The sequence below is a fragment of the Paenibacillus sambharensis genome (assembly GCF_003233845.1).
GTDB classification, from domain to species: domain Bacteria; phylum Bacillota; class Bacilli; order Paenibacillales; family Paenibacillaceae; genus Paenibacillus_I; species Paenibacillus_I sambharensis.
The window spans coordinates 235,180-247,161 of record NZ_QKRB01000006.1 but is presented as its reverse complement, the minus strand read 5'-3'; the positions used below and the strand labels follow the sequence as shown (position 1 = coordinate 247,161).

The following is an 11,982-nucleotide window of genomic DNA, read 5'->3' as shown; positions in this document are numbered from 1 at the left end:
CGTGTTACTCACCCGTCCGCCGCTAATCTTTAAAGGTGCAAGCACCTTCAAAGATCCGCTCGACTTGCATGTATTAGGCACGCCGCCAGCGTTCGTCCTGAGCCAGGATCAAACTCTCCATTAAAGATGCTTCCCTTAGGCTGCATCAGGTGTTTGACTTGCTCATTACTATATCAATCTTGGATTGACGTGATCCATTTGTTCAGTTTTCAAAGAACTTGTAAGCAACCAACTTACCGTGGTCACAAGATAAGATATTATCAGCTTTCGTCATTACTGTCAACCATCCGATATATTCCAACTAAAACTGTCAGGAACACATCCTCTTAATGAGGATGACATCGGGCTGTTTCAACACTTATCGCAGTTGCCTGCCATGCTCTCCGGCCTCTTCTCTTAACTAGAGCGTTTACCGGCAGCAGCGACAGTTACTAATTTAACATGCAGCACGTCCCTGATCAATGCAACAATTATGGCAGTCTAGCCATGCAGCAGCTAAAGAGAAGAAGGATTGCTTTTCTTGATAAGAAATGGCGCCAGCCTTCCAAACAGACCAGCGCCATCAAATACTTAAGCTTATGGACTACTCGCCCAGCATCCGCACGAATTCTGCTTCGTCTTCAATAACAGCTACACCAAGATCGCGCGCTTTGGCCAGCTTGCTGCCCGCACTTTCGCCCGCAATGACGAAGTCGGTTTTCTTGGAGACGCTGCCCGAAACCTTGGCGCCCAGTGCTTCCAGCTTCTTCGCGGCCTCGTCACGTGTCATTAAGGACAGCGTGCCGGTCAGCACGACCGTTTTTCCGCTGAATGGGCTGTCGGTGCGAACCTCAGCTGGCTTGTCGGCTTCCGCCTTGACGCCCGCTTCCCGCATCCGGCGGATACTATCCTGGACAACCGGGTCCGCGAAGAAGCCGCTGATGCTCTCCGCTACGATGCCGCCTACGTCAGGCAGTGCCACCAATTCCTCCGGCGCAGCCTGCATGACCGCATCCAGATCGCCATAGTGGTCAGCCAGCATCTTCGTGGTCGCTTTTCCCGTATTCGGAATACCAAGCGCGTAGAGGAAGGCTGCCAGATCACGGGTTTTGGACTTGTCGATCGCATCAAGCAGCTTGCGCGCCTTCCGGTCGCCGAACCGCTCCAAATTAATCAAAGAGTCGTAAGTCAGCTCGTACAGGTCGGCAGGGTCGCGCACTTCGCAGGCTTCATACAGCTGCTCGGCTGTCATGACGCTGAAGGTGTCAATGTCCATTGCATCCCGAGAGGCAAAATGAGCGATCCGGGCAACCGTCTGCGGCCGGCAGGACAGCTTGTTATTGCAGAACAGATGCGCGCCCCGCTGCTCAAGCGGCGTGCCGCAAGCAGGGCAAGCTGTCGGATACTCAATCTCCTGCCCGACTTCTTCATCGGCCTTGCCCAGTATTTCCGGTATGACATCGTTGGAACGGCGGATAAATACCCGGGTGCCAAGCGCAAACTTCAGGTTCTTCCGTTCAATGTCGCCTGCGTTATTAAGCGTGCAGTTCTGGACGGTAACGCCCGCCAGCTCAACCGGCTCCACACGGGCGACAGGAGTTATTTTACCGGTACGGCCCACTTCCCAGTTGACGGTCTGCAGGATCGTCGTCGTCTCTTCCGCCTCAAACTTGAACGCGACCGCCCAACGCGGGAACTTATCGGTATAGCCGAGCACTTCACGTGTCCGCATATCGGTCAGCTTGACCACTGCGCCGTCGATCAGGTAGTCCAGACCCTTGCGCTTGTCCACGATCTCAATCATCTCGGCCATGACATCTTCAATGGTATCGAAGTACTTGATGTAAGGATTGACGTTGAAGTGGTTATCCCGCAGAAAACCGATCATCTCTTGGTGGGAGCTGAAGGAAACCCCGTCGGCGTAGCCCACGTTATAGAAGAAGGCGTTCAGCTTCCGCTCGGCTGTCACCTTCGGATTCAGGTTGCGAAGCGCCCCGGCCGCGGCGTTCCGGGCATTCTTCAGCGGCTCTGCTGCTGTCTTGTTGTACGCCTCAAGTACAGACAGGTTCATAATTCCTTCACCTTGCACCTCAATGATGCCGTCAAACGGGATGGACAGCGGCACAGAGCGAATGGTCCGCACATTCTCCAATATGCCTTCGCCAATCACGCCGTTGCCTCTTGTTGCGGCCTGAACGAGCTGCCCGTCTTCATAAGTAAGATTCAAGGTAAGACCGTCGAACTTCAGCTCGACCACATATGTAGGAGGAGGGAGCGGGTTATCCGGATTCTTGGTATTATAATCCGCAACAGTCTTCATGACTCTGGCATTCCAGGCCATAAGGTCCTCGCTGTCCTGTGCCTTGTCAAGGCTCCATAACCGGGAACGGTGCCGGTGAGGCTCAAACCCCTTCAGGATCTCGCCGCCCACCCGGCGGCTTGGCGAATGCGGCAGAACGATACCGCTTTCCTGTTCAAGCTTGATCAGCTCGTCATACAGCACATCATATTCCTTATCACTGATTGTCGGCTGATCCATCGTATAGTACTGATAATTATGGCGGTTGATCTCCTCGACCAGCTGTTCCATCCGCTCCTGTACACCCTGCTCCATCGACCATGTCATCCTTTCGTCCCAGCCGAGAAGAAACCGGCCCCCTGGCCGGTTCATCTGCAGCTTACCTCTATCATCAAATGTCTGCCGTATTCGGCTAGTATGTCCTAAACCTTCGTAACTGGTGCAAAAGCGGCCAGCAGACGTTTCACGCCGACCGGCGCCGGGAATGCAATCTGCAGCTCCATGTCATTGCCTTCGCCTTTGACGGCGACGATCGTGCCGGTGCCCCATTTGCCGTGCGCTACCTTGTCGCCTGCCGCAAATGTGCCGGACCCACCGCCTGCCGACGCGCCGCCAGCAGCCCGGGCGGCCTGCATCGGCGTCGTCATGCGGACGACGTTTCCGCCGCCTGCGGCGGCACCGGACGCCCCGGCCTGCCCCGGGCGTCCGCCAATACCAGGCGCGCCTGCTGCCGGGGCGCGCCCTCCGGCGCGGAAGCCGAAGCCGCCTCCGGCCGGCTCGGCTGCGCCGTATCCGCGGCTGCCGGCGCCCATACCGCCGCCGGCAATCCGCCCGCCAGGAGAGAGCACGGTCTTCACCGAGTCCGGCACCTCCTGGAGGAAGCGGGACGGCGCATTGGCCGCCGTCCGCCCGAACAGCGTGCGCATTCTCGCGCACGTCAGGAACAGCTGCTGCTCGGCCCGGGTGATGCCCACATAGGCCAGCCTGCGCTCCTCTTCCAGCTCCTCGTTATCCGAGAACGCCCTGCTGTGAGGAAAGACGCCCTCCTCCATCCCGATGATGAATACGACCGGGAACTCGAGTCCCTTGGCGCTGTGCATCGTCATCAGAACAACAGCGTCCTGCGCATCCTCGTCCTCGGCTTTGTTCATCGAATCGATATCCGCGATCAGTGCAAGGTCGGTCAAGAACGCGACCAGCGACTTGTCATCGTTCCGGGCTTCGAAGTCCATGGTCACCGACAGGAACTCGTCAATGTTCTCCAGCCGGGACTTGGATTCCAGCGTGTTCTCGCGTTCCAGCTCCTCCCGGTACTTGATGAACTCCAGCATCTTCTCGGTCAGCTCTGTGACGGAGAGGTAATCCACCATGCGGGTCAGATTATCAATCAGCTCGCGGAAATCCGTCAAAGCCGCCCGCGTCTTGCCCGCCACATCCACGCCTTCCAGATTGCCCAGCACCTCGTACATCGATACGCCGCGAAGCGTCGCTTCGGAAGCGATTTTGCCCAGTGTCGTATCGCCGATGCCCCGCTTCGGGACATTGATAATCCGCGCAAGGCTGATATCATCGGTGGGATTGGAGATCAGGCGCAGATAAGCGAGCAGGTCCTTGATCTCTTTACGGTCATAGAATTTGATGCCGCCCACGATCTGATACGGAATATCCGACTTGATCAAAATTTCCTCGATAACCCGGGACTGGGCATTGGTGCGGTAGAGAATGGCATGGTCGGCATATTTGCGGCCGTTCATCCGGTTCTTGCGAATCTCCCCGGTCACAAAATAACCTTCCTCATGCTCCGAATCCGCCTGGTAGACGGCAATCGGCTCTCCTTCGCCGCGGTCGGTCCACAGCTTCTTCGGCTTGCGCCCGGTGTTCTGCTTGATTACCGCATTGGCCGCATTCAGGATATTCGCCGTAGAGCGGTAATTCTGCTCCAGGAAAATCGTCTTGGCTTCCGGGTAATCTCCCTCAAAATTCAAGATGTTCGTAATGTCGGCACCGCGCCAGCGGTAGATCGACTGGTCGCTGTCACCAACCACGCAGATGTTGTGCTGCTTGTCAGCCAGCATCCGGCACAGCATGTACTGCGCACGGTTCGTATCCTGATACTCGTCCACGTGAAGATAGCGGAACTTGTTCTGATAGAAGTCCAGGACCTCGGGCACTTCCTTGAACAGCTGAATTGTCGTCATGATCAGATCGTCGAAATCCAGCGAATTGTTGCTCTTGAGCCGCTTCTGGTAAGACTTGTAGACATCTGCCACGATCTGCTGAAAATAATCCCCGACCTTCTGCTCGAAGCGTTCGGGAGTGACCAGCTCATTCTTCGCACTGCTGATGGCCGCCTGCACAGCCTTCGGCTCAAACTTCTTCGTATCGATATTCTGGTCCTTCATGCAGTTCCGGATGACGGACAGCTGGTCTGCCGAATCAAGAATCGAGAAGCTGGTGCTGAAGCCGATCCGGCTGATATCCTTGCGCAGAATCCGTACGCACATCGAGTGAAAGGTCGATACCCATATATCATCGCCGCCGGGCCCGACAAGCGCAGCTACACGCTCCCGCATTTCCCTGGCCGCCTTGTTCGTAAAGGTTATCGCCAGGATGCTCCAGGGAGCAACCCGCCGCTTGTCGATTAAATAAGCGATGCGATGAGTCAGCACGCGTGTCTTGCCGCTGCCCGCGCCTGCCATAATCAGCAGAGGTCCTTCCGTTGCCTTAACCGCTTCCTGCTGGCGCGGATTCAGACGTTCAACGGCCTGATCGATATCTATCCGATTAAACATAATAATCTCCTTTGTTCGCGTTCTTGTTCGCCTGCTTTCAGTCTAGTCCACCCACCCGTGTGTGTCAATTTAAGTTTAATGAAAAGAGAGCATGTAAATATATGCTTTTGCCCCGGCTGCAAAAAAAGCTTCTCCCGCCAGACCAGCCGGCAGCTGAGAAGCCTTTGGAAATATATAGGGTCGGGTATTTAGATAATGCCGGGGCCCGCTTCCTTCACTGCCTGTACAGTAGCCAGAGCAGCTCCAAGATCGCTGTATATGATATTGCCCACTACAACCGTATCCGCCGCCCGGGCCGCCAGCACCGCCTTCTCCGGTCCGTCAATGCCTCCGCCGTAGAACAGCCTGCCTTCCGTCATGGCCAGCCGCATCCCCCGCACCAGCTCCATGTCGCCAAAGCGGCCGCTGTATTCCGCATACACGACAGGCAGCCGCATCAGCCGGTCCGCCAGCTTGGCGTAAGCCGCTGCCTCTGTCGCATCCAGGGAAGTCCTGGCTTCCGTCAGCCGGGCAACCGCAGCATTCGGATTGAGAACAACGTAGCCTTCGGCAGCCGTCATCTCCCAAGGGATAAAAGCATCATACTGCGCAATAGCCTCCGCCTGCCTGCCCGTCACCCACTCGGCCGCCCCCGTGTTTAGAACCAGCGGGATGAAATAGTAATCGAACCCCGGCACAGCCGCTTCCACGGTCGATACCTCAAGTGCGCACGGCACTTCGTAACGCCTGATCCGTGCCATCAGATCCACGGTATTATCATAGGTAACGCCTGTTGTCCCGCCCACCAGTATGGCATCGCTCCCCGACATGCAGATTGCATCCAGCGAATCATCGTCAAGCAGCCGCTCGGGGTCCAGTTTGAACACATGCCGCCAGGCGGCGAATGGTTTGTCCTGCTGCCGGTTATCCATGCTGCGGTTTCCTCCGTTCCGTGTCACATCCCCTTCAGTCTATTCGACTGGTGTCATGGTGTCAATTTTGCAGCATAGACGGATGCAGGCGGAAGCAAACGGCTGTAAACAGCTCCCTTGTTGTTTCGCCTGACTGAAGCAGGGATTACTCCTGCAAGCGGAATACCTGTTTCAATCCTGCAGAACGGTTGGTATTAATGGGTATGACAAGCGGCATGATGGTTCCCGCAGTAGCGGACGCCGCTGTTCAAGGAGGGGATTGTAATGAAGGAGCACTACTACGTATCGATAACGTCAGGAACGATTGAGAAGCATCGGCCCGAAGCGGATTACATGGAGATAGAAGCGACGCCTGAGGAGCTTGAGCAGCTTCAGAGGCTGATCGTCCGTGAAGAAGCCGATGACCGGATCAGCCATTTCAAAGCCCCGATCCCGTACAAATCGAATGACAAGGAGCAGACCGCTACCGACTTCAGCGATGACATCCGGGATCTCTATGCCATGATTTACAAGCTCGGTACGGAGTCCACCAAGCAGTTTATCCGGGATAACCGTCTCATCGAGAAGCTTCAGGACACCGACTACGATTATCCGGGGTATGAAACAAGCAAGAACGGCGGCCAAGCATAGCTGCGGCCAAGACGGAAATAGACTCCAACGAAAGGGCAGCCCGCCAGCCGAAATTATTCGGCAGCAGGCTGCCCTTGCAGCAGCTTATGCTGTTTATGTCAGCCTACCGGCTCGCCGATAAGCTATTGTTCGCCCTCAAGTACCGCCAAACGCTGCATAACGGCATATTCATCCGGATAAATCATAACATGCTCCGTCAATCCGACCAGCCGGAACAGCTTCTGATAATGGATGGATACGCCGCAGACAAACATACGGTATCCGTTCTTGCGTCCCTGACGGGCAATCCGGATAAGCACAGCCATGCCAGCGCTGTCCAGATAGTTCACCGTATGTAAATTCAAGATAAGATACTTGCAGCCCTGAAGGTCATTCTCAACATCCAGCTCATCTTTTAACCTACCCAAAGAAGAATGGACCAGATCGCCTTCAAGTGTAACCGACAGAGCTTGTTCGTGCCGCACAGTCGTCACCTTCAGCTCCTGAACATTCGGCGGGGTAGAAGCCGTTTCCATCATTTTGTCGTTCCCCCGATTCCGTCATACTTCTCCCAATAAGCGTTTTGTCTCAGCAAGAGGCTCCGTTCCGAGCTCCTCCCTGCACTTCTTCTCGAGGCGCCTATACCAGCTGAGCGCTTCAGCGTGACGCCCCCGTCTGATCCAGTAGCGGATCATCTCCTGGTAAGCCTCCTCCTGATCGGAACGAAGCTCAATCCAGGCGGAGAGCCATTTTTCCGTATGGCTGTCATCCGATGAGGCCGCATAATATTCACCTAACCGCCTGAGCATCTGCGTCTGCCGTTCAAGCAGCTGCTCACGCCATCGCATGAGCCAGTCCAGCTGCGGCATGTCCGCTCCCAGCAGTCCATACAGCCTCACAGCATCCTGATACAGGCGGGAAGCCTCATCCCGGTCATCTGTCCAGAGGTCATCTCCCACCTTGGAAAGCGTCATATAATGGCCGACGTCCACCACTTCAATCACCGATTCACGGAAGCCGATAATGCCGCCGCGCGCCTCTACCGCATCCTCAAAGCCAAGTGCAGCAAGTGCGCTCCGCAGCTCATGCAGGGATACATACAGATGGTTAGCCAGCTTGGTCGGATCGCCTTCTCCGAACAGCTCGTCAATGACCTGCTCACGAATCGCCCTGTAATCCGGCTGCAGCAGCAGGTATACCAGCAGCTCTTTGGACCGCTTGCGCTTCCACTTCGGCGTAAGAACGGTCCCGTCCAAGCCCAGCAGGCGGGTGCCTCCCATCAGTTGAATGCGAAGGCGGTCGGCTCCATCCTGCGGGTTGTGAGGCAGCGGCTCTTCTTCAAAGGAAAGGTTCGGCATAAGCGGAACATAACCCGAAGGACTGCTCAGCTTGCCCCGCAGCTCCTCCATCCATCTAGCAATACGCGGGGTGGACATTTCCTCCGCCATCAGCTCCATCTGCCGCAGCGACATCGCCGCGTCCGTCCGTTCCCCGATTGTAAGCTTGCGCATGACGTTGGCCCGGGAAGCGAAGAGCTGAATCTCGACATCATACTTAAGATCACTGGCCGGCGGCTTGACCGGTCCTGTGGAATTCCACTGCTGCGTTGACTGGAGCACACCAGCCATATAAGCATACCGGCTTGGCAGCAGCATCAAAGCCTCCTGCGGCAGTGTCTCTCCATTGATCGCTCTCAGAACCGTATCGCATTCCCGGCGGAGCGCTCCCCATTGACGCAGATGGTTAAGCCGCTTCTGCCATTCAGGCGTCTGCATGCAGCTGCCGTCATATAGCCAGCAGTCCAGAAGAAGATGGCCGAACGAAGCGGCATCCCCCGCCTCGGCAAAGCTGTCGGCAGCACGGCCAAAATAAGCTTCGGAGGAGAGAGATTGAATAACCGGGGACATCCGGTTCCAGCTCTTCCCGCGGGCAAGTGCCCACCATACAAAGCCGCCGCAGGATTCCGGCGACCGGAGCCCCTCATCCTCAAGAAACTGCAGCAGCGTTTCGGTTTCGGTGAAATCACCGATCCGCACATATAATAACGTTAACAAACCGATCATTGACAGCATTTCAACGTGGTCCGCCTGGACCGCATAGCCTCTAATTGCTGCCTGGACCCATTCGCGGGCCTCCTGCAGCTGGCCTTCCATAATGAGACGGGTCGACCCGGCACGCAGCAGCAACGGTGAACCAAGAAAAGCTTCCTCTGGCAACTGCTCCAGCACATCAGACTCCGGAACTCGCCCGTCAAGCACGGATTGCTCAAGCGCCAGTACAAGCTCCTTCACGTGATCCGGAATTTCAGGTTGAAATGATAGACGCATCGCAATCACCACATTGTTCTATATTTATAGGTTAATAGTACTAAAGGATTATAAAAAATGAAATCATTATTATTGATGTTGACTGGTTTTCCCTATAAAAAGTTACATTTTCGACTAAAAAAAGTTCCTCCAAGCTCTGTTAACCCCTGTTTGAACAAAAAATAGCCAAAGGGATAACCTGTCACGCCATTCTTGAGATATAATCCATTGGCTTGAAGTGTTCTCGCTACAATCACCAAAAGCAGGTTAGACTCCCAAGAACGGAAAACAGCCGGTCAGGGAGAGGTTCCCGACCGGCCATTGTCATGTACTGCTGTCCCATAGTAGTGAGCCCTGATGAGACTGCCGCTTATTTTACAAGCTGTCCGCGGGTTACGCCCAGCTGGTTGATCGCCTTGAGGCTCCGCCAAACTTGCGTGCCGCTGATCCGGCCTGCAATGGCATCTGTATAGAGGCTGATGACTTCTTCCACCTTCTCAGCCGTCTCCTCCAGAAACTCCACCCGCAGGGAATGGACGCCCAGGTCCATGAAAGTTCGCAGGTATTCGGCTCCCGACTGCTCGATGGCGTTATAGACGGTATTCCGGCAGCCCTCATCCACTCTCACCGGATGCGACATGCCGATTCTGTCCTGCAGAGACACGTTGTGTTCCTCACAAGGTCTGCCGCAGTTCGTGTAATCCGTTCCTTCACTAAGGAATGTGCAGTAGACACAGTGCTCCGTATGGAACATCGGCAGATGCTGATGAATAACCACTTCCAGCTTGGAGGTGTCCGAGTGTTCCAGCAGGTCCATCATCTGCTGCACATTCAGGTCATACGATGGCGTGACCCGGCTGCAGCCCGCTTCTGTGAACAGGTTAACGGTCTTGTGGTTCGCCGCGTTAAGCGAGAAATCCCCGATCAGCTCCGGAAATGCAGCCGCTGGGTTCTCCGCCCTGGCACGCATGTAGAAATACAGTGCGCCGGTATTCCGAACCAGTATGGCGTCCGGCTTCAGCTTCAGAATATTGTTATGGTAGCCGTTCTCGCCAGGCATATGGATTCGCGGTGTTGCCAGCGCAATGCGCTTGCCTGCTCGTCTCGCGGTCTCCACCGCAGCCGGGAACTGCTTGATAAACTCAAAGTCCGCATAGATCATGCTGACATTCGTTTTGACAGCTGCCTCAACCTGCTCCAGTGTCCGGCACAATGCCGTCAGCTCCGGCACACGGCCCGACACCTGCTTAGGCCCGGCGGCATCAGCGAGCACATCGATCTTGTGATGATGGACATACACCGGCGGCTTCGGACGCTCACCGGCCAGCTGCTCAGCCGCTTCGCGGCGTATCCGGTTGAGCTCGCGGATCGGTACGATCAATTCGCCTTCCAGCCCAAGCTCCAGAGTCTCCAGCTGGAACAGGGTCCCTCCGAGCCGGCCGAGCTGCTCCCGCAGAATCTCCTCATCGAGCGGACGCTTCTTCGCCTCCTCAAGCGGAAGCTCGGAGCACACTTCAACGGTTGTTCCCTTCTGCAAATCTGTCCACAAGGTCCGCAGAGGCTCGCCAGCCCTGCCCTCAGCTCTTACATGAAGCGGGAATACCCGGTAAGGCTTCTCCGTTTCGAAGGTCTGACGAAGACGCTTGTCCAGCGCCGGGTCGCTTGTTTTCCAGATCCGGTCACCGACATGAACCTTCTGCAGATTCACATCATTACGGCCAGGGACGATCTCGATGACCGTATTTTCCTGTACCTCTCCCTCTACCTTGACCCCCTGCCGCCGCAGGTCGTAGACACGCCCGCCTTCTTCCTTCTTGGTCGGGTCGCCCGCGTCAAACACAATTCCGTCTCCGCGCTTAAGCGGAGCATCCAGGCGGCAGACGACCGCATCCCTCAGAATACGTTCCACCCGCCCGAGGTATACGCCACGGCTCTTGGGGAAGGTGCCTTCCACAAGCTGCTTGTTGTTCGTCCCCTTCAGGAAGCCCGGCGTGAAGCCGCGCGAGAAGCTCTGCTGCAGCTCCCGCACTTCTTCCTTCGCAGGCGCTGAGCGGTCACCGGCAAAATACCGGTCAATCGCCTTGCGGTACTTGCTGACCACATTGGCTACATACTCGGGACTCTTCAGCCTGCCCTCAATCTTGAAGGACGTTACCCCCGCTTCGATCAGCTCTGGGACCAGCTCAATAGCAGCCAGATCCTTCGGCGACAGCAGATAGGCAACATCACCCATAGGCTTCTGCACACCGTCAATCATAAGATCATACGGCAGGCGGCAGGCCTGGGCACATTCCCCGCGGTTAGCGGAGCGGCCGCCCCACATCTCCGATGTCAGGCACTGGCCTGAATAAGATACGCAAAGTGCGCCATGCACGAATACTTCCATCGGGAGCTTGGCCTGCTCGCCGATCGTCTTGATCTGCTTGAGATTGTTCTCACGCCCGAGCACCACACGCTCCAGGTCGAACGGCTTGGTAAACTCCACCGCTTCAGGGGAGGTAATCGTCATCTGGGTTGAGCCGTGAATCGGAAAATCCGGTGAAATCTCACGGATCATTTTCACAAGTCCCAAGTCCTGCACGATGACCGCATCTACCCCTGCCTCAATGCAGGCTTCAATAAGCTGCTTCGCGTCTTCCAGCTCATTCTCAAATACCAATATATTAAAGGTCAGAAAACCCTTCATGCCATAGCTGTGCAGGAAGGCCATAATTTCGGGGAGCTCATCCATCCGGAAATTGTTGGCTCTTGCCCTTGCATTAAACTTCTCCACACCGAAAAATACGGCGTCGGCACCATTCGCCGCGGCCGCCCGCATGCAGTCCCAATCGCCCGCAGGTGCCAGCAGTTCTATATCTTCACGTTGTACTTGTATCATCTTCGCTGTTGTTACCTCCACTTCAGGGCTGATGCGCCCATTTCACCTACTAGTGTACCACCCGGCCCGGTGTGAATCCACCAACCAAGCGAGCGAAATGCTTTTTGCTGACTTTTGTTGACTTTGTGTTCGAAATTGGCAAATCGCGCCTCTCCCATTTCATTGCTTTTTGGGGGCATGCTATAATACGTTGGAAAGCGATACCATT

General features: G+C 55.7%; 7 protein-coding genes and 1 rRNA gene. 1 reads left to right on the top strand and 7 read right to left on the bottom strand.

The annotated features are described in order from the left end of the window. The 4 genes from DNH61_RS01055 to pcrB form a co-directional block, all read right to left on the bottom strand. Positions 1-124: ribosomal RNA gene (locus DNH61_RS01055) — 16S ribosomal RNA — on the bottom strand; the annotation flags it as partial. 459 nt (positions 125-583) lie between these two features. Next, positions 584-2,593, bottom strand: coding sequence for an NAD-dependent DNA ligase LigA (ligA, locus tag DNH61_RS01050; protein ID WP_111144860.1), 2,010 nt, complete (start codon positions 2,591-2,593; stop codon positions 584-586). Positions 2,594-2,700: 107 nt separating this feature from the next. Beyond that, the gene (gene pcrA / locus DNH61_RS01045; RefSeq protein WP_111144839.1) at positions 2,701-5,070 is read right to left on the bottom strand and encodes a DNA helicase PcrA; all 2,370 of its coding nucleotides are present in this window, start codon (positions 5,068-5,070) and stop codon (positions 2,701-2,703) included. A 188-nt stretch (positions 5,071-5,258) separates the two neighbouring features. Beyond that, entirely contained in the window at positions 5,259-5,981 is a 723-nt protein-coding gene (gene pcrB / locus DNH61_RS01040) for a heptaprenylglyceryl phosphate synthase (RefSeq protein WP_111144838.1), read from the bottom strand. Positions 5,982-6,245: 264 nt separating this feature from the next. Here pcrB and DNH61_RS01035 point away from each other — a divergent pair, with 264 nt between their 5' ends. After that, the gene (locus tag DNH61_RS01035) at positions 6,246-6,611 is read left to right on the top strand and encodes a hypothetical protein (RefSeq protein WP_111144837.1); all 366 of its coding nucleotides are present in this window, start codon (positions 6,246-6,248) and stop codon (positions 6,609-6,611) included. Between the two features lie 122 nt (positions 6,612-6,733). On the opposite strand, the gene DNH61_RS01030 is transcribed toward DNH61_RS01035, so the two are convergent. The 3 genes from DNH61_RS01030 to DNH61_RS01020 form a co-directional block, all read right to left on the bottom strand. Then, positions 6,734-7,129 (bottom strand): STAS domain-containing protein, encoded by a 396-nt coding sequence (locus DNH61_RS01030; RefSeq protein ID WP_245947823.1) that lies wholly within the window; start codon positions 7,127-7,129, stop codon positions 6,734-6,736. A 21-nt stretch (positions 7,130-7,150) separates the two neighbouring features. Beyond that, positions 7,151-8,917: an AfsR/SARP family transcriptional regulator gene (locus DNH61_RS01025; protein WP_111144836.1), complete on the bottom strand. Its 1,767-nt coding sequence runs from the start codon at positions 8,915-8,917 to the stop codon at positions 7,151-7,153. Positions 8,918-9,266: 349 nt separating this feature from the next. After that, positions 9,267-11,774, bottom strand: coding sequence for a U32 family peptidase (locus DNH61_RS01020; RefSeq protein WP_111144835.1), 2,508 nt, complete (start codon positions 11,772-11,774; stop codon positions 9,267-9,269). Between the last annotated feature and the right edge of the window lie 208 nt (positions 11,775-11,982).